This window comes from Streptomyces sp. NPDC005141 (genome assembly GCF_053599975.1).
This window is the reverse complement of sequence record NZ_JBSFYW010000002.1, coordinates 72,694-98,700: the sequence shown is the minus strand read 5'-3', so window position 1 is coordinate 98,700 and position 26,007 is coordinate 72,694. Positions and strand designations below refer to the sequence as shown.

The window sequence follows — 26,007 nt, the reverse complement described above, 5'->3', positions numbered from 1 at the left end:
GGCTCAGCCGTCCGTCGGGTTCGGGGCGCGATCGGTGGGGCCGCTTCGTGCGGCGGCACGGCCGCCTGCGCCGAGCGGGCCGGTCGGGGTGAACGAGGTGCGGGTGAGCGACCGGCGTGCGAATCGAGTGACCACGCCCGGCAGCGCCGCGCGCACCACCTGTACCGCCGGGAGCCAGCCGGGCACGTAGACCGAGGAGGAACGTCGCTCCACGGCGGTCGCGAGCCGAGCGGCGACCAGGTCCACGGGATACACCTTCCTGGCGGGTCCGGGCATGCTCGAGCGCAGTTCGCGCAGCACGGCATGCTGATCCGCGTCGCGGATCATGTCGGTGTCCATCCAGTTCAGGTAGGCGATGCCCACGGCCACACCCTGGGGGGACAGTTCGGCGCGCATCGCGTGCGCGAAGGACTCGACGCCGGCCTTGGAAGCGCAGTACGCGCTCATCATGGGAGCGGCTCCCATGGACGCGAGTGAAGCGATCTGCAGGTAGTAGCCGCGTGTCGCGGTCAGAGACGGCAGGAAGGAGCGCAGGGTGATCGCGCTGCCGATCAGATTGACCTCGATCACACGCCGCCACGATCCTGGATCGGAGGTCGCGAAAGGACCGCCCTCGGCGATACCGGCGTTGGCCAGCAGTACCGAAGGCGTGCCCATGGAGTGGCCCACCTCAGCGGCGACCCGCTGCATCGCGGCCTCGTCGGTGATGTCGACATGCCAGTGCTTTGCCGTCGTGGGGAGGGAAGCCGCGACCCGGGCCAGCTCCTTCTCTTCGAGGCCGAGAAGTGCCAGGTCGGCACCGCGTTGAGCCAGATGCCGCGCCATGGCCGCACCCAGACCGCGTGCGGCGCCCGTCACGACCGCGACCCGGCCCTCCAAGGGGCGCTCCTGTTTGCTCACAGCGGACTCTCCAGGTGGTGTGGCAGAGGGACTGGTCAAGGAGTGAAGAGGATCTTCACCGCGCCGTCCTGCTTCTTCTGGAAGGTCGCGTAGGCGTCCGGGGCCTGGTCCAGTGGCAGGCGGTGGGTGGCGAACGTCTCTACGCCGAGCGGGTCGGTGTCGGTGAGCAGAGGAAGGATGTCGTCCACCCAACGCCAGACGTTGGCCTGCCCCATGCGCAGCTGAATCTGTTTGTCGAACATGGTCAACAGGGGCAAGGGGTCGGTCATACCCCCGTAGACCCCGGAGAGCGAGACCGTGCCACCCCGCCGGACGAGCTCGATGGCCAGATGCAGGGCGGTCAGGCGGTCCACCCCGACGCGTTGCATCAGCTTGGCGGCCAGGGCGTTCGGCAGGAGCGTGGTCATCTGCTGGGCGGCTTTGGCCGCCGGGGCGCCGTGGGCCTCCATACCGACGGCGTCGATGACGGAATCGGGGCCGCGGCCGTCGGTGAGGTTGCGAACGGCCTCCACGATCCCGTCTCCGTGCTCCTCCAGGTTCAGAACGTGTACTCCGCGCGCCTTGGCCCGCTCCAGCCTTTCCGGCACCAGATCGATGCCGATGACCTGCGCGGCGCCACGATGGGCGGCGATACGGGTGGACATGTCGCCGATCGGGCCCAGGCCGAGCACGGCGACGGTCCCGCCCGGGGGCACCGCGGCGTATTCGACCGCCTGCCACGCGGTCGGCAGTACGTCGGACAGGTAAACGAACCGTTCGTCCGGGGGGCCCGGGGGAACGGCGATGGGGAGCGTGTTACCGAAAGGTACGCGAAGGTACTCGGCCTGCCCGCCAGGTACCTGTCCGTAGAGCTTGGTGTAGCCGAAGAGGGACGCACCGCTCCCGTACTCGCGGACCTGTGTGGTCTCGCACTGGGACTGCAGGCCCTGGCGGCACATGAAGCACGTCCCGCAGGAGACGTTGAACGGGATGACGACCCGGTCGCCCGGCCGGAGGTTCGTGACCTCGGGGCCGGTCTCCTGGACGATCCCCATCGGTTCGTGACCCAGAATGTCCCCCGCGTCGAGGAAGGGGCCCAGAACTTCGTACAGGTGGAGGTCGGATCCGCACAGCCCCGTTGTCGTCACCTTGATGATCACATCGGTCGGCTCCTGGATGACGGGGTCGGGGACCGTGTCGATCCGAACGTCCCGCTTCCCGTGCCACGCCAACGCCTTCATGCGTCCTCCTTCGTCAGTGGAAGTTCCTGCCCGATCCAGGTGCCGCCATCTTCCGGTGGGCCTCCGCCTTCGCCTTGTCGGGCAGCACCTTGCTGACCAGTTCCTGCGCCTTGGTCTTCGCCGAACCAGCGACGATCTTGTCCTTGCCGGCGAAGAGGGCGTCCAGGCCCTGCTCGGCCACCCGCGCCGGATCGTCCTTCTGCTGCTGACCGACCTGGGTGTCGTCCATGTCGGCGCGGCGGAAGAAGTCGGTCTCGGTCGGCCCGGGCATCAGCGCGGTGACGGAGACGCCGGTTCCCCTGAGTTCGTCCTGCAACGCCTGGGTGAAGGACTGCAGGAACGACTTGGACGCGTTGTAGACCGCCTGGAACGAGCCGGGCATCGTCGACGCGACCGAGGAGGTCACCAGGACCTTTCCCTCGTCCTCGCAGGCCATGTCGCGCAGGAACCGCTTGGCGAGATGCACGGTCGTACGAACGTTCAGGTCGATGATCTCCAGCTCGTCCACGAGGTCCGTCTCGAGGAAGGCCCCTCCGCGACCGACACCAGCGTTGAGGGCCGCCACGGCGACCGGACGACTCGTGATCCTGGTGGCGTTGTAGAACCGCTCGGCCTCCTCGAAACGCCGCAGGTCGGCCGTGACGGCTTCCACCTGGGCGCCCTCCGCCCGAATCCGTGCCGCCGCTTCGTGGAGCCGGTCGTGGTCCTCGGCATTGATGATCAAGTCGAAGCCCCGTCCGGCGAGCTGACGGGCCAGTTCGAAGCCGATACCGCTGGAGGCGCCGGTGACGATGGCCAAAGGTCTGATAGGGGTCATATCCGGCGAGTACCCCAGATGCTCAGGTCATGCAGGCGACCGGAACTACTTCTTCCGTTCGCTGTCACTTCTCGGGATCGTGCCCCAGTTCATGAGGGAACTTGCGTCTCCTGGGCATCGCGTTCCTCCTCGGTCTCGTCCCGCGCTCCGCGCAGGGCGAGCAGCGACAAGGACGAGGAACTCTGGGCGGTCACGCACCGGCGGCCTCACGGCCTCGAAACGAGGGCTGTCTTCCACTGGGCGCTCGCCCGTGGCTCGAGTACGCGTTTCCGCATGGAGGGCGGACATGAGGGCACTCGGTGTGCAGATGAGAACGTCGTTTCGCGGCAAAGGTCCCGTAGAGGAGGCCCCATGTTGTCCCGCAGCCTCGACCACGGAGTCCTGGTCATCACGGTCCACGAGGACCCCGGCGCGGGCAACCGGAACGAACTTGCCGCGCAGGTCCGGGACCTGGTCCATGCCCACCAGCCGGCACCGGTTGTGGTGGTTCTCGGCGAGGCCGCGGCCACTCGTGCTGTGGTGAGTGCCCTTGTGGACGCGTACCACGAGTGCCGCCACCTCGATGTGCTCACATCGGTGGCCACCCACAGCGCGCTCGCGCGGAGGCTGTTCGAGGCCGCTGCCGTCGCGGGCGGTTCCCGGCTGGTTGTCCACTCCCGGATAGATGTCGCCGTGTCCACCGCGTACACCGTCACAGCCTGACCGCCCAAAGGCGAGGGGACCGTAGGAACTCCCCGCCCTGCGCGACTCGCTCCTGCGGTGTCCCGGCCGCCTGCCCGGTGGGGCTCACGGAGTTCCGATTATTGAGGGTCCGGCGTGCCGATTTCGTCCCCCGGCTCAGGCCGCCGGATGGGCTCCGACGGCCTGCCGGTAGGCCACGTGCCCGCCCAGCGCACCGCTGACGCCGACCACCGCCAGCCCGCCCAACGACCACAGCCTGGCCTTCGCCGACCGGTGGCGGAGCCGTGCCGTGAGGGAGGCGGTGAAGAACGCGACGGCAGCCACGTTGGCGACGGCGTGGGCCAGTCCGACCCGCGCCTGCTCGGGCGGCAGGTCCGCCCAGTCGACCCATCCGCTGATCGCTGCCGGGGCCACCCCGGCCAGGCCTACGGCTGTCAGGGTTGTAGCCGCACGCTGCCCGGCGGGCACGGCGTCCACGACAGCGGCCGACAGCCAGCAGCCGATCGGAACCTGAACCAGAACGGGGTGCACAGGATGGCCCAGAGGCCTGCCGCGCAGCAGATCACGGGCCCGGCCCAGCGGAAGTGAACGGATTCCCCGCTGAAGAATCCGGATCGCGGGGTCCGCCGTCACCGACCGCTCGATGCGGCCCAAACCGGCCAACCACCGCGTCGACGCAGCGTCCAGCGCCGACGCCTTCCTGGTCGTGGATGAGCTGTCCGAAGCGTGTGCGTTCATGTCCAACGACTACCCGGCATCGCGGCGCTCTCTCACCGTGGCCAGGAGTGCACCCGGACGGGTACGCCCCAGGCGTGAGGCGTCTGGGCCATCGATGGGCGGGAGCGCCGCGTCGGTCATGCCGTGTCCAGCCGACGCCGGTCCTCCTCGTCCCATTTTCGAGTGTCGCGCGGCTGGGTGTAGGGCTCGGACTGTGGCGGCAGGCCGCCGGCGATCGCCCGTTGGCGCATCGCCTCCGCGTCGAACTCCAGGCCCAGGAGGATGGCCAGGTTGCTGATCCACAGCCACACGAGGAAGACGACGACGCCGGCCATCGTGCCGTAGGTCTTGTTGTACGAGGCGAAGTTGGCCACGTAGAACGCGAATCCGGCGGAGGCGATCAACCAGATCAGCAGGGCCAGGAAGCTGCCTGGAGTGATCCACTTGAAGCCCTTCACCTTCGCGTTCGGACACGCCCAGTACAGGATCGCGATCATGATGGTCACCAGGACGACCAGCACGGGCCACTTGGCGAACGACCACACCGTCAGCGCGGTGTCCCCGATTCCGAGCGCGGTGCCGGCCTGGCGGGCCACGCCACCGGTGAACACCACGATCAGTGCGCTGACCACCGCCAGCACCATCAGGACGACCGTCACGCCGACGCGCACCGGCAGGATCTTCCACACCGGGCGGCCCTCGGGCATGTCGTAGACGGCGTTCGCGGCGCGCATGAACGCCGCGACATAGCCGGACGCCGACCACACGGCCACCACCAGACCGACGATGGCCACCACGGAACCGATCCCCGCATTGCCCTGGAGCTGCTCCACCGCCTGGGTAAGGATGTCGCGGGCCGAGCCGGGTGTGAGCTGCTGGAGATTGTCCAGGACCTTGTCCGTGGTCGACTTGCCGGTGATGCCCAGCAGTGAAACCAGGACCAGCAACGCCGGGAACAAGGCCAAGACTCCGTAGTACGTCAATGCCGCCGCCCGGTCGGTCAGCTCGTCCTTCCTGAACTCCCGCAGACTTCCGGCGAAGACCTTCCCCCAGGCCCGCCTGGGCAACTGCGTCGGTGTATCAGGCGCCCGCTCCTCCACCTCGGGTCCCGGTCCGACCTCCTCGGGATCCGGCTGGTCGTGAGTGCCGCTCTGACCTTTTTGTCCTGAAAGATTGAATTTCGCCATGCCCGCCGAGTACCCCGTCTCATGACATTGACCAGCGACGCGCGGGTCAGGCGCTGTACGGGCTCCCGGGGCTGCTTCCTTGCCCGCCGCCGGACCGGTCAGGCCCTGGCTGCCGTACGTGTCCGCCACTTAGATGAGCACCTCCGCGAAGTCCCCGGCCTGGGCGTGCTCGGCGGTTCTGTCCGGCAAAGCGTCGAGGGGTATCAGATGGCCGGCGTCCCGCAGGCCGGCGAGCATCGCACGCCCGCCGGTCTCACGGCACTTGTACGAGCTGGTGCCCGTCGGCATGAAAGCGGTGACGAGTCTGCCCAGAAGGATCAGGACTCCCGAGGTGAGCACGGACACCGACCCTGCCGGTTCGCCGCAGCACAGGCGCGTCGTTTGAGGTTGAGGCGGACGGGCACTCGGGGATCAGTGCTTCGGACCGGAGGCGCATGCCACGCGGGGATGACCGCCTGCGGCTGCGGCCTCCTTCGACGGCCCGAGCGGCTCTTCACGTGGCGTTCCCTGACTTACATCGTTCGGGCGGCCCGGAGTCTGATCCGGCCTCGCCCTGAACTCGCCGTTCAGGAGCGATACAGCGTGCTTACCGAAACCACCCCGGGCCGGCCTCCTGCCCACGGCGCTTGCGCGTCACGTTCCTCCGAATCCATCGCCTCGCACCGCGTTCATGACGATTCCACGGAAGCCACCGCACTCTTCGGGCGACTGGCGGCGCTGGATGAGGGACCGGAGAGGGACGCCGTGCGCGACGAGCTGGTGAGCGCATGGCTGCCCATGGCGCACCGCATCGCCGGCCGGTTCCATGATCGCGGCGAAGCCATGGATGATCTGCGCCAGGTCGCCGCACTCGGCCTCGTCAAGGCCATAGACCGCTTCGATCCGAACCTCGGGGCATTCGAGAGCTACGCCATTCCGACCATCACGGGCGAGGTGAAGCGCCACTTCCGAGACCGGACGTGGGCGCTGCGGGTGCCCAGGCGGGTGCAGGAACTGCGTAACCGTGTGAGGGTGGCCCGCCGTGAGATCGCCGAGCGCCCCGGAGCTCGTGAGCCAACCCCCGCCGAAGTCGCCGCGCACACCGGCCTCACCGAAGAGGAAGTCGTCGCGGGCCTGGAGGCGCTGGAGAGTTACAGCACCCTCTCGCTGGACGCCGCTGTGACCGCCGGCGACGACGGATACAGCCTTGCCGAGACCCTCGGTACGACCGATCCCTCATTCGACGTAGTCGTCGACCGTGAGGCGGCCAAGAAAGCGCTGCGCCGCCTGCCAGAAAGGGAGCGCACCGTCCTCTACATGCGCTTCTTCCAGGACATGACGCAAAGCCGCATCGCCGATCAGTTCGGCATCTCCCAAATGCACGTGTCCCGGCTCATCAGCCGCAGCTGTGCCCGGGTCCGCGAAGAGGTGCTGGGACGGTGAATCGGCGCGCCCGGCCGCAGAGTGACGAGGGCTTGACCGAAGACCTCCCGCGCAGGCTTCCATGGTCTGTACATCCGCTCGTGACAGGTTGCTTCGAGGCCAGAGGGCCTCAGACCCAAGGAGCCGCACCGATGCTGATGCCCCTCCCCGGCACCCTGGACCGGCTCGTCGAGGAGTACGAGACGCTCCTCGCCGCGGAAACGCTCACCGGAGCGACCGTCGCGAGCCCCCGCCTTCGGGACATTGCCTACACCCTGTGCGTGTCCACCGGCACGCGGGAGATCACTGACGCCCTCGAATCCGCCCGGTCCTACCTGGCTGAGGCCGGAACCGTCCCTCCGCCCTCCGGTCCACCGGCTTCGGGCGAGTGGGCCGCCCGGTCTGGGACAGTAGAGGCAGTAGAGAGTGAGGCGTCGGGAGATGAGCGAGCGTTCTGTGATCGTTTACCCGCCCACGAAGCGTGAAGGCCGTCAAGTCTGGGTGGACGGAAAATTTGCGGGCACGGCGGTCAGTCTGCGCGCTCTGACTGAGCTACTCAGGTGCGCCGGATGGGGAGGCTTGGACGAGGTCGATGTCGCCGAACTACCGGTCATCGAGTGGCACGGCGGCGGTCCGGAAGCCTGGTCCCTGCGGACTGACCTCTGGCCCGCGGGCGCGCAACGCCAGCCCGACGCCGGTTCCAGTACCAGCCGCTGACCCATACGCGAGGCGGTGAGGAACGGCAGGATCCGCGACGGGCGGCTCGGCGGCACTCCGCCACCCTGCGGGGGTCGGGGAGCGCCGCCGATTGCGTGCGTCCGGCCAGTCGCTGGTGAGCAGGCCTTCGCGCAGCTTGACCGAGGCGCGGCCATGCACGCCGCACTCGGAGAGAGCGACCCGACCCACCTCCTGCGTCCTTCGAAGAGCGAACATCCCGCCAGTCACCGGTGCACGTCCGCGGACATGCCCGCCTCGTTGCGGAGCAGGTGCAGAAGCTGCTGGCCCGAGGCGCCCAGTGCCCCCACTGTCACGAGTGTTTCCGGGTCCTGTTCTGTCAGCCCTGACTTGAGACCCGTCAGGGCCTGCCTGGCCCTGGCCAGGGCGGCGTCCCGCTCAGTGCGGTCCACCCCGCCGCTGCGCAGTCCCCAACGCGTGCGGTCCCACTCGCAGACGTCGGCACCGGCGTCCAGCAGCCGTGCCAGCCGTGCCAGCCGGTCGGGGGGAGGCTGGGCGAGGCCACTGTCCTCGCCGGCTGCCGCGGCGAGATTGTCCACCAGGGCGGACACCCGTTCCACGAAGCGTTCCCAGTACATGTCGTGGTCGATCGACGGAGGCCGTCCGGCCCTGCGGCGCATGCGGTGACCGGGGTTGAGGCGGTAGCTCTCCCGACTCCAGATCCGAGCGTTGCGCAGCCCTTCCAGGGACTTGGTGAGATGACCGATGCGGCCTCGCCACCGTGTCGCGTCCTCCTCGCCGTAACCCGCGGCCACATTGTCCGCCATCATCCGAAGCAGAGATGTGCTCTCCCGGGCCATCGCCGCAAGCGACTCCTCCAGGCCGCGCAGATGCACCGGTGGCAGGAGCAGCGCGTTGACTGCGATGCCGATGGTGGCCCCGACCGTCGCTTCCGCGAGGCGGTGAGCGATGTCGTCTCCCGAGAGTGTCCCGTACGCGAGGACGAAGATCACCGTGGCTGGGGCGTAGACCCCTTGGTCGCCGAAACGGTTGTACACGCCGAGCAGCGCGGCAGGCGGCAGCGCGAGGGCCATCGCCAACGTGACGCTGTCCGTGATCGTTGCCGCGCCCGCCGCGAAGAGCGTTCCCGCCGTGATGAGCGCAAGCTGCTGTACCCCGGTGCGTACGGAGCGATAGACGGTTCCCTGCACCAGGGCCACGGCTGTCCAGGGCGCCATGAGAGCCATCGGCGCTTGCCACCACCAGCCGACCACGGCCCAGGCCGCGACGGCCGCCCCAGCGGCCTTGAGCGCTTGTACGCATGCGTCGCGCTCCCGGCCCGTCGAGGTGAACGCCCGGCGCAGTGCGGCAGTGGTCGCCTCCGCTTCCCAGCCGAGTCTGCGTCGCATCCTCATGCCGTGTCCTCTCGACAGAATCCGATTCCCAACCGCCGAAGGCGGGGTCCGCGGGTATCCGAGCCCGCCGCGCGCCGCCTGATCGACCGTGCCTTCTCGCGTGTGTCGTCCCGCATGGCAGTGCAGGTGCCACCCTGCGGCCGAGGTATGCAGGGCTGTGCGGGCTTCCACGACCAGGCGCTGTGCCTGGTTGTCCGCTCCTGGGGGCGTATTGTCGGAATATGAGGGACGGGCGTTATGTGCGGCAAGGGGCTTCCCTCGCCGTCCTGCCCCGCACTGTCACGAGCAGCCGTAGTCGGCGTCGGCGCCACGCTCGCTTTCGTGCCGATCCCATGACGGGGGTGGCCGCCCCCGTGGGCTGCTCGTTCGCGTGGACGGGGATGTGCGTTGTCCGGCCACGCTGAGGAGCCCGATCCCCTCGGGCTGTTGGACGAGGCGCTGACGGATACCGTGCGCCGCACCGGGGCCTCCGGAGGCGGGATCTACCTGTTGGACGAGGCCGCACGGGTGTTGGGGCTCGGGGTGTTGTGCGGCGTGCCGGTGGAGATGCTGTGGCCGTGGCGGCGAGTGCCGCTGAGCGGACCCGTGCCGGTAGCCGACGCGATCCGCGAGGACCGTCTGGTGTGGGTGGGGTCCCAGGACGACATGGCCCGCACCTACCCGCGCGCCGCAGCGAGCCTGCCCTACCGGTTCGCGCTCGCAGCGGCCCCGCTACATGGCAGGGACCGGTGCTGGGGCGCGCTGCTGCTGCTGTGGCCCTCCAGCCACCCAGTCGATGCCACCCGCCGGGAACGGGGCCACATCGACTTCGCTGCCCGGCGTGTCGCCCGCGTCCTGGAGGGCGCCGCCGTACCGCCTGCCGTGCCCGAGCAGCCTCGCCTCATCCCGGCCGACGCTGTCGCCCGGTCGCCCGGACTGTCGCCGCAGGCCGCTGCGGACTACATCGAGCGGTTGCCCGAGGGAGCCCTCGCCCTGGACCTGCAGGGCCGCATCACCTATCTGTCCGGATCAACGGCATCGTTGCTCGGCGTCGATGTCGGCCGGCTGCTGGGCACCCGGCCCTGGCAGTCCCTGCCCTGGCTCGATCACGCAGTCGTCGAGGAGCACTACCGCACCACCATCATCAGTCGTGACCCGGTCGCCTTCACCGCTCTGCGTCCCCCGGACACCTGGCTGAACTTCCAGCTCTACCCCGACGCCAGCGGCATCAGCGTCCGCATCACCCCTGACACGGCACCCGAGCACGGCCGGCCCCCGCCCACCAGGGAATCGCAGTCCGCCGGTACCTCCCCGACGGGCACCGCACAGGCCGGACGGCTGTACCAGCTGGTGCACCTGGCAGCCGCTTTGACCGAGACGGTCGCCGTGCGCGACGTCGTCGAACTCATCGCCGACCAAGTGCTGCCCGCCTTCGGCGCCGACGGCCTCGTCCTGTCCGCCGCCGACGCCGGCCGCCTGAAGATCACCGGGCACCACGGCTACGACCAGCGGACGATCGACCGACTCGACGGCCTGCCCCTGGACACCGACCTCACACCCGCCGGACAGGTACTCGCCCACGGCACTCCTTCCTTCTTCGCCAGCCCCGAGGAGATGGCACGCCACCACCCCAGGGCACCGCAGGTCAGCGGCAAACAGGCCTGGGCCTTCCTGCCGCTGGTCATCTCCGGCCGCCCTGTCGGCTGCTGCATCCTCTCCTACAACCAGCCCCGCACTTTCAGCGCGGACGAGCGCGCCGTGCTGACTTCCCTGGCCGGACTGATAGCCCAGGCCCTGGACCGTGCCTGGCTCTACGACGCAACCCGCGACCTCGCCCATGGCCTGCAACAGGCCCTCCTGCCGCGCAGCCTGCCGGTCCTGCCGGGCCTCGAGACCGCCGCACGCTACCTGCCCGCCAGCCGCGGCATGGACATCGGAGGTGACTTCTACGACGTCATCCGCATCGACGACACCACCGCCGCGGCCGTCATCGGCGACGTCCAAGGCCACAACGTGGCGGCCGCCGCCCTGATGGGCCAGGTCCGCACCGCCATCCACGCCGCCGCCGGCGCCCCGTCCGACCAGGTCCTGGCCCGCACCAACCGAGTCCTCGCCGACCTGGAGACCGAGCTCCTCGTCTCCTGCCTGTACGCGCACATCGACCTCACCCGCCAGGAAGCCGTCCTGGCCAGCGCGGGCCACCCACCGCCGCTCCTGCACCATCCCGGCCTGCCGCCCAGCGTCATGAAAATCGACCCCGGGCCCCTGCTCGGCATCGACCCCGATCTGTCCTATCCCCTCACTGTCCTGCCCCTCTCCCCAGGAACGACCCTCGCCTTCTACACCGACGGTCTGACCGAAGCGCCCGACACCGACCCCGATCAGGCCGCCAACGGCCTTGCCCACCACCTTGCCCAGCACAGCGGAGACAATCTCGACCACCTCATCGATGCCCTCCTGCACCACGCCCGGCCCACAGCCCACTACACCGACGACATCGCCATGCTCCTCCTGCGCACCGGCCCACCGCTCCCGTGAGGAGGAACGTCCGCCATCAGCCAGCGAGTCGGGGAGGGAACCTCACAGGGAGTGGTCCGCCTCCCCAAGGGTGCGGGGCCGGGAAGAGCCGAGATCGTGCCCCAGCGGGCCGCCGATTATTCCTGCGCGCCAGTCAGCGACCGCCAACGGCGCCGTCGCGAAACGCTGGGTGAGCGTCTGCGGACACACCGGGTGGCGCGGAGAGCACCCCTGGGCGGTCTGTCCCTGATCCTGGCGAGCGGTTGCCGCTTCGAAAGCGGGTAACTGTCTCCCAACCGGACGGGAAGGGCGGGAGAGGACATGGACTGGCGCCAGTTCGCGCAGCAGATGGCAGCCATGGCACACGACCTACTGGCGCAGGAGTCGGTGGACGCGACGCTGGAGCGGATCACCAGCTCGGCCACCGAGCTGGTGGCAGGCTGTGACGCTGCCGGGATTCTCCTCGTGCGCGGCCAGGAGGTCCAGACACTTGCGCCGACCGATCAGCTCGTCGTGCAGCTCGATCAGCTTCAGCAGCGTCTGGGACAGGGCCCGTGCTTCGACGCCGCCCGCAATTCGGTGAAAGAACGAGTCTTCCGCATTCCCGACTTCACGCTGCAGGAGTCGCGATGGCCCGACTTCGTGCCCCAGGCGCAGAAACTGGGAGTGGGCAGCATGATGGGATTCCTGCTGTTCACCGACGACGAGGATTTCGGCGCGCTGAACTTCTACTCGCCTCGGCCCGGCGCGTTCACGGAGGTCAGTGAGGCGTCCAGCGTGCTGCTTGCCTCGCACGCGGCGGTCGCCCTGTCCAGCGCCCGCGCACATGCGCAGATGGAACAGGCGGTCGCCACCCGCCACCAGATCGGCGAGGCCATGGGCATCCTCATGGGGGCCCACCACCTCACCGAAGAGCAGGCCTTCGGCGTGCTGCGCCGCTACTCGCAGGAGCACAACGTCAAGCTGCGCGAGGTCGCCCGACGGGTGTGCGAGAACGGTGACCTCTCCTGACCGCCTGGGTCAGTACCCCCGCAGGCAACTCAAGCTGCGTCACCCGCCGCTGGTACGCCAGGAAATCGGCCGCCTCGCGGCGGTGCGCCCTACGAGTGTCGTGCGCGCGCAGTGATGCTTTCCTGGCGGAGTGACTGTGTCCAGCGTGAGGGGGCACTCGAGGTGGCTATGCAGGCAAATCAGATGTATGCCAGGAGTAACACCCCTGCTCGAACCGGGCTTTGGGCCGCAGCCTCACTCATGGCGGCCGAAGGAAGGCACCGTCGCGCGGGACGGCGCCGGGGCCGGTGGCATCGCAGGCTGCTCGCCTACCGCGACGTCGAGCTACTGCCGTCTTCCTCTCCCGAGAGTGCGAGTGAGGAGTGTCTCCTCCTGGTCTACATCCGTAGGGTGGTCGGCCGGGTGACCTACCGAGCGTGCGACGAGTGTGCCGAGGGCGTCATCACCGCCGTCGTCCTGGACGAACCGTTCCGCGACTGCGGGCTGGGTACGAGGGCGCTGTGGCATCTGCGTTCCCGGTACCCCGATGTCACCTGGCGCTCCACCCTCGACGCCAGACTCACTCGCAATGTGCTGCGTCGGATGCGCATCTCCAAGGCGACGGTGGACGGGAGTTGTCGCCACCGTCGGCCCAGTGCTGCTGCCCCTGCCGGTAGTTGAGGGGGTGGCAGGCGGCCCGCAGAGAAATTCGGAGGCAGGGCCGGCGCAAGGGAGAGCCGGACGGTCATCGATGGAGGTCGGGGCTTCGATGGCAGCATCATGAGGCTCGCCATGCTCCAGCAGCCGCCCGGGAGGGGGACCGCCCCAGCTCCATTTCCGCTGGGCTCACTCCGGCTCAGGGGCAAGCGGTGCTCGCCGGCAGAACGTTGCGAGGCGCGAGTGCCGGGCGGGTGGCCGCCATGGGCCGGTGCACAGCGCCGGGAGCAGGACGGGTTCACTGTGCGCCCGAACCATGTGGGTGCCAGCGCTGCCCGAGGCGGCCCCTGCAGGCACACCAACCGCGCGACGGCCGGCCGTTTCACGCGGCGGTCGCTGCCCCCGGGCCGTGCTCCTGGTCACCGTCCTGTCACCTCGTGTCCGTCAGTGTCGGCCGGGTCACGTGAGGCCACTTGGGCGCCGGCGATGTCGTAGTTGCTCAGCCGGGTCTCGCGGGCCTTTCCGATCAGATCGGACAGAGTCCCGTACGGAGGGTCGATTCCTTCCCCGGACCGGTCCACGTACTGGCCGGTGAGGAAGGCGGCGAAGAGACTGTCGCGGTGGGGGAGCGGTTCGAGGCGCACGATGGTGTGCAGGAGCGCTGCCGCGCGCCAGGCTGCGTCGGGGCCGGACGCGGCGAGGGTCGGGATGCACCCGTTTCCCTGGACGGCCTCTTCCGGTGCCTCCAGGCTGCGAGCACGCCTCATGCGTCGCTCTTCGGGGGCCGTGTGTTCTGCGCGAGCTGTCGCTCCAGTTCCGCGCGAACGTCGGGGCACAGTCTTCCGGTGCGGGCCCAGCCGATGATCAGTTCGGACACGTGGCGGAGCTTGATGTTCGTCCGCTGGGAGATCTCGCGCAGGGCGTCCCATCCTTGCTCTGGTGTCAGCTGTCCTATGGCAAGGACGACTCCGATGGCCTGGTCGACCACGGCGTGAGAGCGCATCGCTTCGTGCAGCTGGGCATTCTCGCCCCGCAACTCCTCCACAAGTCCTGCCGGGCGTTCCTCCACGTATCCCTCCAGCGGATTCTGAGCGCCTGGTTCCGGTACATCGGCGTGGGCCATTACCGCGCCTCCACAGTTGCTCCCTGACTGCTCACCAGTTCTGCCAATCTCTGCCCGAACGTGCCGGAAACACCCCTGCACAGGAGCGTTCAGAGACCTAGATCACCACATCGGACCAGCGGGAACGACCGGAACCAGCCAGCACCGGGATCAGGTGTGGCGTCGGCTGCTGCTCTCCCGGGTTGTTCTCGGAGCCGGGGCCGGGCCAAGGGGGCGGCCACCAGATCGGTCTGCTCGGACGGGCGCCATCGACTCACGACAGTGGCGCCAAGGCTCGCTCGTTCAAGCCGATACGGGCGGTGCGAATGACGGTCTTGCTCCTCCACGGCGCCGGGCTGATCAGCCCGGTCGCGGGTCAGCGCAACAGTGAACTCCAGCTCGATGGAGACCACTTGGAAGCGATGGCCCGAGTCGGGTCGGATGCGGCCGCCTCGGTCACCTGTGCACGGAGTGCCCACACGGCAGACACCAGCTCGGAGGGGCTCACCGGGGCCGTCGTCCGGCTTGCCGCGAGAGAACCACGTGCCAAAGGCGGGATCAAGGCGTGGGTCGGCGCGGCCGACGCGGAGCGCAAGCGGTCTATGGCGTATACCAGGTGCGCGGGGCGGGTAGCTGCTCAACAGTCGCGTGGTCGTGACGGCGGGCAGTGATCCGCAGATGCAGGAGGGCCGGACCGGGAGCGAACTTGCGGCGTTGGTGACCAGTCCGTGTACGCCAGCACGGCACGTAACCTGTGACACGGCCACGGAGACGCAGCCCCGTAGGATGTGACGCCTTGGGATGTACCGCAGAGAGTCATTGAAGGTCACATGGCAGACATTCGCGACAACGCCGAGCGGCCTGCCCGCCTGTCGGTCGCAGAAACACCTGCCGCGGGCATCCGTGTCCTCGTCCTGAGCGGCGAGATCGACACTGACAACGTCGATCTCCTTCGCCAGGCCCTGCGGATAGACGGAAACGGACGGGCCCAGCTGGTCCTCGACTTTAGTGCGGTCACGTTCATGGACTCCAGCGGCGTCAACGTTTTGGTCGCCGCGCATCGCGATGCCGCATCGGGCGACGGCTGGATCCGCATGGCGGCCCTCACGGCACCGGTGCAGCGGGTCGTCGAAATCGTCGGCCTCGACACGATCATCGCCTGCTACCCCACGCTTCCTCAGGCTCTCCTTCCCTGAGTCGGGTGCAGGCAGCGCTCACCGCCGCGGGCCCCGTCCGGGTCGTTGCCGACGGTCGTCAGGACGGGGGCGCGACTATCCGCGTATCTCATGCGCTGAGGAGGCCGGAGCGAAGGTAGCGGCTGCGGCCTCTGAGAACAGCGCGCAATCTCAGCGGCTTCCATCCCCAGCAGATGAATCGTCAGGGTTGACGCCGGTGTAGGCGGAGGCGTCCTTTTCACCGCTGGGGCGGCGGGACTCTCCGCGGCGCCCGGTGTCGTGCATGCCTTCGGACTTTCCCCGGTCTTCGGCGCGCGCGGTCAGGCTGTCTGACGGCGTGCCCACGCCTGACGCTTCTTTCTCCTTCTTCGTAGGTTCCTTGCGGGACCTGTCGGGCTCTGGGGCGTATTTGTCGGGGTGGAAGGAGCGGTGGGGGCTGGGGTTCGGCTGCTGTGACTCGTCGTTCACGGACGGGCCCCAGGGCATCTGACGTTCTTCCTCGGATTTGCCCGGCTCTGGCCCCTGTGGGGGGTGCTTCGCTGCCTTCGCCATTGCGGGACCTCTCCTCCTTATGGACTGTGTGGCTCTCCTCGGACTGCGCGCGGAGCACCGAATGTGCGGAGCGCCGCTTGTATGACGCCACAACGGGCCGAGTGTCCCGTCTCGTACGTGCAAAACGTGACATAGCAGTCCTGCGTGCCGTATGTCCTCCATGTTGTGCCGGTCCGCGGGGGCGGGGCGTAATACTGGAGCAGCTTGGTCCAGGTCCCGACGGTTGTCGTACCAGACGTCTGCCCGGCGCTGATCGCGATCCCGGCGAGGCGCACGTTGCGCCGCGCCGCTTCCCACGACGGCGGCAAACCGGGACACTGGGCGGGCCGGACGGAGAATGAGCCCGCCCGCGCCGACTCGGCCGCCCGAGCCGTCCCCAGAGTTTTTCGGACCGGCTACGGCTGAGGGGCCAGACCGGGCTGGGTTGGAGCCGGCATCGTATGGCAGCAACCTTTCAGCCGTTGGGAAACCGCGACAGGAACAGGGTGTCCGACGCCAGGACGGCCCGAGCCTGTCGGCCCCAGACGTGCACACCGAAGTCCTCCCTCGCCGGTCTGGTCTCCTGCCCGGCATCGATCCCGCGGCCGACTACCCCACCACCGAGATCTCCCTGCCCTCGGCGTTGTGCTCGGGCTGTACATCGTCGGGCTCGTCGAAGCACACGGGTCCCCTCCCGCCAGAAGGGGCGGGCCGGGCCCTGGGGTCGGCTCGACGGCCGAGGAGGTCGACACCCTTCTCCGGAGGCCAGTCCGCCGGTGTACGACGGATTTCGGGGGAACCTTGGGCCCGGTCTCCGCTGGGGGACGATCGCGGGGGTACTCGCTCCGACATGACTGTCTATGGATTACACGCCTCGCACGAGCAGATCCCGCCCGCGGATCTGCTCGACGCCGTGGTGCAAGCGGAACGCGCGGGATTCACTGCCGCCATGTGCTCGGACCACTTCTCGCCGTGGAGCGTCCGACAGGGGGAGTCCGGATTCGCCTGGTCGTGGCTCGGCGCCGCGCTCCAGGCCACCCAACAGATGCCGTTCGGCGTGGTGAACGCGCCGGGCCAGCGCTACCACCCCGCGATCATCGCCCAGGCGGTGGCCAGCCTCGCGTCCATGTACCCGGGCAGGTTCTGGGTGGCGCTCGGCAGTGGCGAGGCCTCCAACGAGCACATCACAGGCGCACGTTGGCCCCGCAAGGACATGCGCAACGCGCGGCTGCGGGAATGCGTCGACGTCATCCGTGCACTGCTGCGAGGGGAGGAGGTCAGTCACGACGGACTCGTGACCGTGGACCGGGCCCGGCTGTGGACGACGCCGTCCGCCGTGCCGCCGCTCATCGGAGCCGCGTGCAGCACGGCCACCGCGGCTTGGTGCGCCGAGTGGGCGGACGGCCTCATCACGGTCAACGCACCGCGTGAACGGCTGCGCGAGATCGCCGACGCGTACCGCGACGCGGGCGGCCACGGACCCCTGCACCTCCAGGTGCACCTGAGCTGGGCGCCCGACGAGGACGAGGCCCTGGCGCTGGCGCACGACCAGTGGCGCACCAACGTGCACTCGCCCCCGGCCAGTTGGGACCTGGACTCCGTGGAGCTGTTCGACATCGTCGGCGAGGACGTCACACCCGAGCAGGTGGCGCGCACCGTCAACGTCTCGTCCGACCTCGGCCGGCACACCGCCTGGCTGCAGGAGTACGCAGCGCTCGGTTTCGACACGGTGATGCTTCACCACGTGGGCCGTGAACAAGGCCTGTTCATCGACACGTTCGGGGCAGAGGTTCTGCCACAGCTCGACGTCACCCGCCCGCTGCCCGCCACGGCGAAGGAGTACCGATGCGTCTGACGCGCACGTCCGACCTGTGGTGGAAGAACGCGGTGGTGTACTGCCTGGACGTCGAGACGTACCAGGACGGCGACGGCGACGGGATCGGCGACTTCGCGGGCCTCACCCAGCGCATCGACCATCTGGTGCGCCTCGGCGTGACCTGCGTGTGGCTGATGCCCTTCTATCCGACACGGGAACGTGACGACGGATACGACATCACGGACTTCTACGGAGTCGACCCCCGCCTGGGAACCCTCGGCGACTTCACCGAGTTCGTCCGCACCGCCAAGGACCGAGGCATCCGTGTGATCGCCGACCTCGTCGTCAACCACACCTCCGAGGAACACCCCTGGTTCCAGGACGCCCGCTCAGGCCGGGACTCCGTCCACCGCGATTGGTACGTCTGGCAGGACGCGCCCCCCGAGGACGGCCCCAAGGGCGTGGTCTTCCCCGATGCGGAGGACAGCCTGTGGGAATACGACCAGGGCAGCGGCCAGTACTACCTGCACCGCTTCTACAAGCAGCAGCCCGACCTCAACGTCGCCAACCCCGAGGTGCGCGACGAGATAGCACGCGTCATCGGCTTCTGGACGCAGCTCGGGCTGTCCGGATTCCGGGTCGACGCCGTGCCCTTCCTGCTGGAGACGGACGGGCAGAACGATGCCGGGGCGCTGCCGAACCCGCACGAGTACCTCGCCGACCTGCGCGCCTTCCTCGGCCGCCGCAACGGTGAGTCGGTGCTTCTCGGCGAGGTCAATCTGCCCTACGACGGCCTCGCCCGGTTCTTCGGCGACCCTGATTCGGACCGGGGTGACGAGCTCACCATGTGCTTCGACTTCGTCGGGATGCAGCAGATGTACCTGTCGATGGCGCGCGAGGACGCGGGACCGCTGGCCGCCGCGCTGCGGGAACGCCCCGAGGCCCCGAGGGACGCCCACTGGGCCACGTTCGTGCGCAACCACGACGAGCTCACCCTCGACAAGCTGAGCGACGAAGAACGCGCCGAGGTGTTCGCGTCCTTCGGCCCGGACACGGGCATGCAACTCTACGACCGGGGGCTGCGCCGCAGGCTGCCACCCATGGTCGAGGGTGACCGACGCCGGATCGAACTCGCCTACAGCCTGCTCTTCACGCTGCCGGGTACCCCCGTGCTCTTCTACGGCGAGGAGATCGGCATGGGAGAGAACCTGACCGCCGAGGGCCGTCAGGCCGTACGCACGCCCATGCAGTGGACCCCGGAGAAGGGCGCCGGTTTCTCCACCGCCGAGCCGGACACCTTCCCCAACCCGCTGACGGACGGCGCGTTCGCGCCCCAGAAGGTCAACGTGTACGAGCAGAGCCGCGACCCCGGCTCGCTACTGAGCCGGATGCGGCTGTTCGTCGAACGCTATCGGGAGAATCCCGAGCTGGCCTGGGGTGAGTACCGACTGGTGGAGACGGGGGTGCGCGCCGTGCTGGCGCACGTCGGCTGTACCACCGACGGGAGGGTCCTGGCCGTGCACAACTTCGCGGGTCGGCCGGTCACCGCAAGGCTGCGGCTGCCCGAGGCCGGGCCCGGCGGGAGGCTGACAGACGTGCTCGACGAAGGACATGCCGGTCTCACGGTGCCCGACGACGGCCTGCTCCGCGTCGAGCTGCCTGCCTACGGATACCGGTGGTTGCGCGTCGGTACCCCGGCTGACGACCCCGCAAGGGTCGCTTCCGACTGAAAACCGGCAGAGCCGCGGACGGATTGGCGGCCCGGCTTCGGGACACACGCGTGATGTGCTGAAGATACTTCTGGTAGCCGTGCTCGGCTCGCTCGCGATCGGCGTCTCGGTCGCCGCCGTCCTGGTTTCGCCCTGGTGGTGGGCCGCGGCCTTGCCCTTGCTGCTGGTCGTACTGGTGGCCGTCCACGACCTCGTGCAACGTCGGCATTCCCTCCTGCGGAACTACCCGCTGCTCGGGCATCTCCGATTCGCGCTGGAGGCACTGCGACCAGAGCTCCAGCAGTACTTCATCGAGCGCAACTTCGATGGCCGCCCCTTCGACCGTGACACCCGCAGCATCGTCTACGAGCGCGCCAAGGGCACCGATGCCGAGGAGCCGTTCGGCACCGAACTCGATCTTTACCGGACGGGCGCCGAATTCCTCACCCCGTCGATGGCCCCCCGACCGGTGCCCACCGAGGCGCCGCGTGTCCGCATCGGCGGACCGGAGTGCACCCGGCCTTACGACATGGCCCTGCTCAACGTCTCGGCGATGAGCTTCGGCTCGCTGTCCGCCAATGCCGTGAAGGCCCTCAACACCGGCGCACAGCTGGGCGGCTTCGCCCACGACACCGGTGAGGGCGGCCTGTCGGAGCACCACCTGAGCCCTGGCGGGGATCTCGTCTGGGAGATAGGCACCGGATACTTCGGGTGTCGCACGGACGACGGGGACTTCGACGAGCGGCAGTTCGCCGAGAAGGCAGCGTACGAGCAGGTCAAGTGTGTGTCGTTGAAGATCAGCCAAGGAGCCAAGCCCGGAATCGGCGGAGTCCTGCCGGGCACCAAGGTGAATGCGGAGATTGCTCGAGTCCGCGGCGTTCCGCAAGGCAAGACCGTCATCTCGCCGCCCTTCCACCGTGTCTACTCCACACCGCGCGAGCTGGTGCGCTTCCTGGCCCGGATGCGAGAACTGGCCGACGGCAAACCTGTCGGGTTCAAGCTCTGCGTCGGCTCGCGACGTGAGTTCCTGGCCGTGTGCAAGGCAATGCTGGAGGAGGGCAGTGCACCGGACTTCATCATCGTCGACGGTGCGGAGGGCGGAACGGGCGCGGCACCGCTCGAGTTCGCCGACAACGTCGGTCTGCCGCTGGGTGAAGGCCTGATGGCCGTACACAATGCCCTCGTGGGCGTCGGGCTGCGCGACCGGATCCGCATCGGAGCCGGCGGCAAGGTCGCCACCGGCAGCGACTTGGTCAAACGCCTGCTCCAGGGAGCCGACTACACCAACGCCGCCCGCGCCATGATGTTCGCGATCGGATGCATCCAGGCCCAGCGCTGCCATACCAACACCTGCCCCGTCGGGGTCGCGACCCAGGACCGACGGCGCGCTCGCGCCGTCGATGTTCCCGACAAGTCCCAGCGCGTACGTCGCTACCAGCGGGCAACGGTCAAGAGCGCCCTCCAGATCATGGCCTCGATGGGCGTCGACGACCCGAGCGGGCTGCGACCCCACATGCTGCTCCAACGGGTGAACCCGCACACCGTCCGCTCCTACGCGGAACTTCACGAGTGGCTCACACCGGGGCAGCTGCTCGCATCGGCGCCCGCCGACTGGGCACACGACTGGGAGGCGGCCGACCCGGACCGTTTCACCCACTGAACCCGGCGCTCATTTCGAGGGCCGCACCCGGACCGAAGGGCATTCCTGTGGCACGAACCGTCGCCCGCGTGATCGTCGACGCACTCAAGGACCTGGGCGTCCAGCACGTCTTCGGAGTAGTCGGAGACGCCTTGAACCCACTGACCGACGCGATCCGCACCACTGACGACCTGAGCTGGGTCGGCTGCCGCCACGAGGAAGCCGCGGCATTCGCCGCCGGAGCGCAGTCGCAGCTCTCGGGAACCCTGGGGGTGTGCATGGGGACGGTGGGACCGGGCTCCGTACACCTTCTCAACGGGCTCTACGACGCGGCCAAGAGCCGTACCCCCGTCCTCGCGATCTGCGGTCAGGTTCCCCTCGCCGAGGTCGGCAGCGACTACTTCCAGGAAGTCGACAACGACCTGCTCTTCCGTGACGTGGCCGTCTACCGTGCCACCGTCTCCTCCCCGGACCAGATGCCCCGGATGCTGGAGTCCGCCGTACGTACCGCCGTCAGCCGAGGGGGAGTGGCGGTGCTCACCGTGCCCGGCGACCTCGGTGACCGGGAACTGAGCGACGACCGGGCGGCCCGCTTCGCCCTCGACCGTCCCGTGACCCGCCCGGACGACCCGGCGCTCGCGGAGGCCGCCGAACTGCTGAACGCCGCCGACCGCGTCACCCTGCTCGTCGGCCGCGGAGCCCGCACAGCCCACGCCGAGGTGCTTCGGACCGCCGAGGTACTCGCCGCCCCGATGGTGCTCACCCTCAAGGCGAAGGAGGGATTCGAGGGGGACAACGACTTCCAGGTGGGTCAGACCGGTCTGATAGGCAACCCCGCCGCTTCCCACGCGCTCGACAGCGGCGACGCACTCCTGATGCTCGGCACCGACTTCCCCTACCGGGACTGGTACCCCAAGGGATGCAAGGTCGTCCAGATCGACACCCGCGAGGAACACTTGGGCCGACGGGTTCCCGTGGACGTGGGTCTGACGGGCGACGTCGGTGCGACGCTACGAGCCCTGCTCCCACTGCTCAAGGCGAACCCGGACCGCGGTCACCTGGACGACGCGCGCGAGCGCTTCGCCCACTGGCAGGAAGGACAGCAGCGCCTGGCCGACCCGAGTCACGAGCGCCGCTGGACCGGAAAGCTCAGGGCCGCTCTGGACAACCATGACCACGAGATCCGCCCCGAGGCACTGGCCGCCGCGGTGGACGCGTACGCCGCGGAAGACGCCGTCTTCACCTCCGACACCGGAATGGCCACCGTCTGGCTCTCCCGCTTCGTCACCATGCGCGGCAGCAGGCGCCTGATCGGTTCGTACAACCTCGGCTCGATGGCCAATGCCATGCCCCAGGCCCTTGGGGCGCAGCTCTGGGCGCCCGATCGCCAGACCGTCGCCTTCTGCGGCGACGGCGGGCTGAGCATGCTGCTCGGCGACCTCATGACGATCAAGACGTACCAGCTGCCGGTGAAGCTCGTGGTCTTCAACAACCGCCGCCTGGGAATGGTCAAACTTGAACAGGAGCAGGCCGGCCTGCCTGAATTCGGTACGGAACTCGACAACCCCGATTTCGCCGCGGTCGCCACCGCGCTCGGCCTCACCGGCATCCGCGTCACCGCCCCGGCCGATCTCCACGACACCGTGCGCCGGGCCTTCGACACCCCTGGGCCGGTCTTGCTGGACGTGCTGACCAACCCCGAGGAGGTGGCCGTGCCGGGCAAGCCGACCGTGGCCCAGGGGTGGGGCTTCGCCATCGCCAAGGTCAAGGAGATCCTCCCGAGCCGCGAGGACTGACCACCAGGACTCCGCCGGCGAACGAGGGCGCCCAGCAACGCCGTCGTCGTGAGGCGTCCTTTGCCCACAGCGGCACAGCGGCACAGCGGCACAGCGGGGAGGGTGGCGGCCCGCGGTGCCGGGAAGGGCTGTCGTCCCGGCACCGCGGCGCCGTCGCGTCACTCCTCGTCGCGCAGCCGGGCGGCCAGGGCCGTCAGCGACTCGGTGTTCGCGGTGTGACCCAGGACGGTCAGGCGCGACACCGCCGCGTCGAGGCGGGTGAGGGCGGGAGCGGGGCGCTCCAGGTAGATGCCCTCCACGGCACCCGCGAGGCGGACGCACTCGGCCCACTCGTCGGCATGGTCGTCCTCCGGTCCGGGCTCACCGAGCAGGGCGAGGGCCTTCTCCAGGGCGGCCAGGGCGTCCTCGTACTCACCGGCGTACGCGTTGACCCGCCCGTGTTCGTAGGCCAGCGCCGAGTCCAGGGAGCGTCCGTGGGCCTCGTACTCCGCCTCGCGGGCCTCTTCGGCGATCCGGTCGGCGTCGGCGAGGAAGGCGAGGGCGTCGGCCAGACCGTCGGCGCCCTGCTGCTGAGCCTGGTGGCGGGCGAGTTCGCGCAGGCAGCTGCTGAGCTGCTCATAGCGCGGTGCCTGGGCGTGGGCGGCGAGTGCCTGGTCCGCGGCCTCGCGGGCCCGGCCGAACTCGCCGGACTCGCCGAGGAGTACAGCCGCCTCGGCGGCAATCATGGCGTGGCTTCCCGGGTCGTCGTCCCAGGCGGCCGACTCGGCCGCCAGGGCGACGACCTCTGCCGTGGCGGCCTTGAGGTCCTCTCCCGCGTGCAGCGCGCGGGCCCGGGTCAGGCGCAGCTGAGCCACGAGCCGGTCGTCCAGCTCTCCGGCGGCAACGTCCGGTTCGGCCATGACCGAGTCGAGCAGAGCGATGCAGTCTTCGACACGGCCCAGGTCGAGGCTGAGCTGGGCCGCGTTGCTGTAGGTGCAGAACGCGTCCGTCCGGCTGCCGTGGCGGACGTCCAGCTCCGCCGAGCGCGTCAGGTGCCGCAGTGACTCGTCGGGCCGTCCCAGGTGCATGCAGACCTCGGCCAGATCGCCGTGGAGTCGGCCGGTGCCGACCGCCTCGGCCGGCCAGTCGGCCGCCAGCCGCAGGCCCTCGGTCAGACTCGCGTGCGCGGCCTCCACGTTCTGGAGGGAAAGCTGGAGCCGGCCGCGCAGTCCGAGTGCGCGGGGCAGGTGCCAGGCGGGGACGTGGGCCTTCAATTGGTCGAGGAGGCCGTCGACCTCGGTGACCGCGGCGGGCAGATCACCGGAGAGGGCGTACGTGCCGGCCCGCAGCAGCAACGCGCCGGAGATCTGCCCGACGACGTCGTGCCGGGTGGCGAACGCGAGCAGCAGATCCACCTCGGCGAAGACCGGCGCGACGTTCTCCTCGCTCGGCGCCATCTGCAGGCGCAGGCCGAGAGCCGTCGCCCGCAGCCGCAGCAGGCGGGCCTCGTGGACCGGCGTGAGGCCGGGAGTCTCCTCGTGCAGGCCGACCACGGACGCGTGGGCGGCGGTCAGTGCGGCGGCCTTCGCCTCAGTCCCGTCCTCGACACCCTCCGCGGCGGCGAGCAGGGCGCAGGCGCGGGCGAGTGCCGCATACCCCGGTGTTCCGGCGTCGTCGTACAGGCCCGCGGCCTCCTCGTAGAGGGCGGTGGCGACGGCGAACTCGTCCTTCCCACCCGCCCGGCTCGCCTCGTCGGCCAGCAGGTCCGCACGGAGCCGCACGAGCGGGCCCACCGCCGGGTCGTCGGGGTGGGTGTAGTCGCGGGCGGTGGCGAGCGGGCGAAGCCGGGCCCAGCGGGCCGGCGCTTCCGGGTGTCCTTGGTCGTCCAACGCCCTTGCCCGGAGGATCATTTCGGTCAGCGACTCGGGTACGGCGTCGGCGGTACGGGCGGGGGGCGCGGCAACCGGGACGGCCGTGGCCACGTCGTCGAGGCTGCGGGTGCGCAGGGTCAGCTCCAGGGTTTCCAGGAGCGGGGCACGGTCGACGCGAGCCCTGCGGCGGTCGGTGTGGGCGGTGGTTCCGTTACGAGTGTCGAAGCGGGCGGCGAGGTCGTCGGCACGGGTTCGGACCTCGGCGCGCAGGCCGGCCACCGTCCAGGTGCGGCCCGCGTATCCGGCGGCGGGCAGTTCGCCGTGGCCGAGGAGCTCGACACGCTGGAGGAGAACCTCCACGCCGGTGAGGAAGTCGAGGAGTTCCCGCGGCGAGTCCACCTCGTCGAACAGCCCCCGGTTCTCGGCGAGCAGTTCCAGACCGCGTGCCTCGTTACCGGTCAGCGCGCAGAACTCCAGGTGACGGCCGACCTCCCCGGACATCGAGGGGTTGCGGCGACAGCCGCGGTAGCCGGCCAGGTGCAGCTCGATGGCCCGGTCGGCGCTGCCGGTGCGCAGCAGGGGCAACAGCGCGTGCGAGATGGAGCGGGCCGGCTCCTCCTGGCAGGAATCCTTCCCGGCCAGGACGGGCTCCCAGACGCGCAGAGCCCGCTCGTCGTCGCCCGCCGCTAGGTGGTAGAGGGCGCGCTCGCAGATCTCGCAGGCCTCGCAGTCGCTGAGCCGGGTGCGGGTGCGGCCCGCCCACAGTTCGAAGGCGAGCGCGGTGTCCTCACTTACGTGCGCGGCGAGTTGATACGCCTGTCCGTAGGACGGCTGGAGGCCGAGGCCGGCCTTCTCGTACCGGTCGCGCATCTCCGTCTGCCACTGGTGCAGGCTGGTCAGCGGTATCTCGGGCAGCGCGAGCAGGGCGTTGGCCACCCACTTGAACCGCCAGAACAGCGTGTGGCGCAGGCGCTCGTCAAAGACGTCGGGCTGCTCGTCGAACAGGGTGAGCAGGCGGGCGAAGACGACGGGCGACTTTCGGGGTTCGGAGCCGTAGGTGTACGCCTCCTGGAGTTCGAAAAGCGCTTGGACGAGCGGGACGGGCTCCGCGAACAGCTCGGCCGCCTCGACGAGTTCCTCGGCGGTGACGGTGCGGGTGCGGCCGTAGGGGCGCCTGTCGTTCTCCTGGAGCGCCTGGAGCAGCTCGTCGGTGGTCTGGGGTGCGGTCGGCAT

The 26,007-nt window shown here is 69.4% G+C and carries 22 protein-coding genes; 11 read left to right on the top strand and 11 right to left on the bottom strand.

Annotation, left to right across the window (positions count from 1 at the left end; translation table 11 throughout):
* Positions 1-3: 3 nt before the first annotated feature.
* The 3 genes from ACWD68_RS01820 to ACWD68_RS01810 are packed head-to-tail and all read right to left on the bottom strand — an operon-like array spanning position 4 to position 2,937.
* The gene (locus tag ACWD68_RS01820; RefSeq protein ID WP_451804490.1) at positions 4-900 is read right to left on the bottom strand and encodes an SDR family oxidoreductase; all 897 of its coding nucleotides are present in this window, start codon (positions 898-900) and stop codon (positions 4-6) included.
* Positions 901-935: 35 nt separating this feature from the next.
* The gene (locus tag ACWD68_RS01815) at positions 936-2,120 is read right to left on the bottom strand and encodes a zinc-dependent alcohol dehydrogenase (RefSeq protein WP_451804489.1); all 1,185 of its coding nucleotides are present in this window, start codon (positions 2,118-2,120) and stop codon (positions 936-938) included.
* 13 nt (positions 2,121-2,133) lie between these two features.
* Complete coding sequence (locus tag ACWD68_RS01810; RefSeq protein WP_451804488.1) at positions 2,134-2,937, bottom strand: SDR family NAD(P)-dependent oxidoreductase; 804 nt, start codon at positions 2,935-2,937, stop codon at positions 2,134-2,136.
* Between the two features lie 351 nt (positions 2,938-3,288).
* Between ACWD68_RS01810 and ACWD68_RS01805 the strand changes: the two genes are divergently transcribed.
* Positions 3,289-3,639, top strand: a complete 351-nt coding sequence (locus tag ACWD68_RS01805) for a hypothetical protein (RefSeq protein ID WP_451804487.1) — start codon at positions 3,289-3,291, stop codon at positions 3,637-3,639.
* A gap of 135 nt (positions 3,640-3,774) precedes the next feature.
* Here ACWD68_RS01805 and ACWD68_RS01800 read toward each other — a convergent pair whose 3' ends face one another.
* The 3 genes from ACWD68_RS01800 to ACWD68_RS01790 form a co-directional block, all read right to left on the bottom strand.
* Positions 3,775-4,356: a DUF2231 domain-containing protein gene (locus ACWD68_RS01800; protein ID WP_451804486.1), complete on the bottom strand. Its 582-nt coding sequence runs from the start codon at positions 4,354-4,356 to the stop codon at positions 3,775-3,777.
* Between the two features lie 116 nt (positions 4,357-4,472).
* Positions 4,473-5,522, bottom strand: coding sequence for a YihY/virulence factor BrkB family protein (locus ACWD68_RS01795; RefSeq protein ID WP_451804485.1), 1,050 nt, complete (start codon positions 5,520-5,522; stop codon positions 4,473-4,475).
* A gap of 129 nt (positions 5,523-5,651) precedes the next feature.
* The gene (locus tag ACWD68_RS01790; protein ID WP_451804484.1) at positions 5,652-5,861 is read right to left on the bottom strand and encodes a hypothetical protein; all 210 of its coding nucleotides are present in this window, start codon (positions 5,859-5,861) and stop codon (positions 5,652-5,654) included.
* A gap of 243 nt (positions 5,862-6,104) precedes the next feature.
* On the opposite strand from ACWD68_RS01790, the gene ACWD68_RS01785 reads away from it, so the two are divergent.
* Both ACWD68_RS01785 and ACWD68_RS01780 read left to right on the top strand, forming a co-directional pair.
* A complete protein-coding gene (locus ACWD68_RS01785) occupies positions 6,105-6,944 on the top strand; it encodes a SigB/SigF/SigG family RNA polymerase sigma factor (protein WP_451804483.1) in 840 nt (279 codons plus the stop codon).
* A gap of 131 nt (positions 6,945-7,075) precedes the next feature.
* Complete coding sequence (locus ACWD68_RS01780) at positions 7,076-7,408, top strand: DUF5133 domain-containing protein (RefSeq protein ID WP_451804482.1); 333 nt, start codon at positions 7,076-7,078, stop codon at positions 7,406-7,408.
* Positions 7,409-7,864: 456 nt separating this feature from the next.
* Here the strand turns inward: ACWD68_RS01780 and ACWD68_RS01775 are convergent, their stop codons facing one another.
* On the bottom strand, positions 7,865-9,013 hold the full coding sequence (locus ACWD68_RS01775; protein ID WP_451804481.1) for an FUSC family protein: 1,149 nt from the start codon (positions 9,011-9,013) through the stop codon (positions 7,865-7,867).
* 387 nt (positions 9,014-9,400) lie between these two features.
* Here ACWD68_RS01775 and ACWD68_RS01770 point away from each other — a divergent pair, with 387 nt between their 5' ends.
* The 3 genes from ACWD68_RS01770 to ACWD68_RS01760 all read left to right on the top strand — a co-directional run bounded on the left by ACWD68_RS01770 (position 9,401) and on the right by ACWD68_RS01760 (position 13,180).
* Positions 9,401-11,530 carry a SpoIIE family protein phosphatase gene (locus ACWD68_RS01770; protein ID WP_451804480.1) on the top strand — a complete coding sequence of 710 codons (2,130 nt, stop codon included), beginning with the start codon at positions 9,401-9,403 and terminating at the stop codon, positions 11,528-11,530.
* 300 nt (positions 11,531-11,830) lie between these two features.
* A complete protein-coding gene (locus ACWD68_RS01765; protein ID WP_451804479.1) occupies positions 11,831-12,520 on the top strand; it encodes a GAF and ANTAR domain-containing protein in 690 nt (229 codons plus the stop codon).
* A 402-nt stretch (positions 12,521-12,922) separates the two neighbouring features.
* Positions 12,923-13,180 (top strand): N-acetyltransferase, encoded by a 258-nt coding sequence (locus tag ACWD68_RS01760; protein WP_451804478.1) that lies wholly within the window; start codon positions 12,923-12,925, stop codon positions 13,178-13,180.
* Positions 13,181-13,575: 395 nt separating this feature from the next.
* Here ACWD68_RS01760 and ACWD68_RS01755 read toward each other — a convergent pair whose 3' ends face one another.
* Together ACWD68_RS01755 and ACWD68_RS01750 are read right to left on the bottom strand one after the other, a co-directional pair.
* Positions 13,576-13,923, bottom strand: a complete 348-nt coding sequence (locus tag ACWD68_RS01755; protein WP_451804477.1) for a hypothetical protein — start codon at positions 13,921-13,923, stop codon at positions 13,576-13,578.
* Positions 13,920-14,279: an ANTAR domain-containing protein gene (locus ACWD68_RS01750; protein WP_451804476.1), complete on the bottom strand. Its 360-nt coding sequence runs from the start codon at positions 14,277-14,279 to the stop codon at positions 13,920-13,922. Before ACWD68_RS01750 ends, ACWD68_RS01755 begins: the two co-directional genes overlap by 4 nt.
* An 809-nt stretch (positions 14,280-15,088) precedes the next feature.
* Between ACWD68_RS01750 and ACWD68_RS01745 the strand changes: the two genes are divergently transcribed.
* Positions 15,089-15,454: an STAS domain-containing protein gene (locus tag ACWD68_RS01745; RefSeq protein ID WP_451804475.1), complete on the top strand. Its 366-nt coding sequence runs from the start codon at positions 15,089-15,091 to the stop codon at positions 15,452-15,454.
* A 150-nt stretch (positions 15,455-15,604) separates the two neighbouring features.
* Here ACWD68_RS01745 and ACWD68_RS01740 read toward each other — a convergent pair whose 3' ends face one another.
* A complete protein-coding gene (locus ACWD68_RS01740; protein ID WP_451804474.1) occupies positions 15,605-15,985 on the bottom strand; it encodes a hypothetical protein in 381 nt (126 codons plus the stop codon).
* An 829-nt stretch (positions 15,986-16,814) separates the two neighbouring features.
* Here ACWD68_RS01740 and ACWD68_RS01735 point away from each other — a divergent pair.
* The 4 genes from ACWD68_RS01735 to ACWD68_RS01720 are packed head-to-tail and all read left to right on the top strand — an operon-like array spanning position 16,815 to position 22,924.
* Positions 16,815-17,819 carry a TIGR03885 family FMN-dependent LLM class oxidoreductase gene (locus tag ACWD68_RS01735; RefSeq protein WP_451804473.1) on the top strand — a complete coding sequence of 335 codons (1,005 nt, stop codon included), beginning with the start codon at positions 16,815-16,817 and terminating at the stop codon, positions 17,817-17,819.
* Positions 17,810-19,510 carry an alpha-amylase family protein gene (locus ACWD68_RS01730; protein ID WP_451804472.1) on the top strand — a complete coding sequence of 567 codons (1,701 nt, stop codon included), beginning with the start codon at positions 17,810-17,812 and terminating at the stop codon, positions 19,508-19,510. Before ACWD68_RS01735 ends, ACWD68_RS01730 begins: the two co-directional genes overlap by 10 nt.
* 55 nt (positions 19,511-19,565) lie before the next feature.
* Positions 19,566-21,149: an FMN-binding glutamate synthase family protein gene (locus ACWD68_RS01725; protein WP_451804471.1), complete on the top strand. Its 1,584-nt coding sequence runs from the start codon at positions 19,566-19,568 to the stop codon at positions 21,147-21,149.
* Between the two features lie 47 nt (positions 21,150-21,196).
* Complete coding sequence (locus tag ACWD68_RS01720) at positions 21,197-22,924, top strand: thiamine pyrophosphate-dependent enzyme (protein ID WP_451804470.1); 1,728 nt, start codon at positions 21,197-21,199, stop codon at positions 22,922-22,924.
* A 158-nt stretch (positions 22,925-23,082) separates the two neighbouring features.
* Here ACWD68_RS01720 and ACWD68_RS01715 read toward each other — a convergent pair whose 3' ends face one another.
* Positions 23,083-26,007 carry a hypothetical protein gene (locus ACWD68_RS01715; RefSeq protein WP_451804469.1) on the bottom strand — a complete coding sequence of 975 codons (2,925 nt, stop codon included), beginning with the start codon at positions 26,005-26,007 and terminating at the stop codon, positions 23,083-23,085.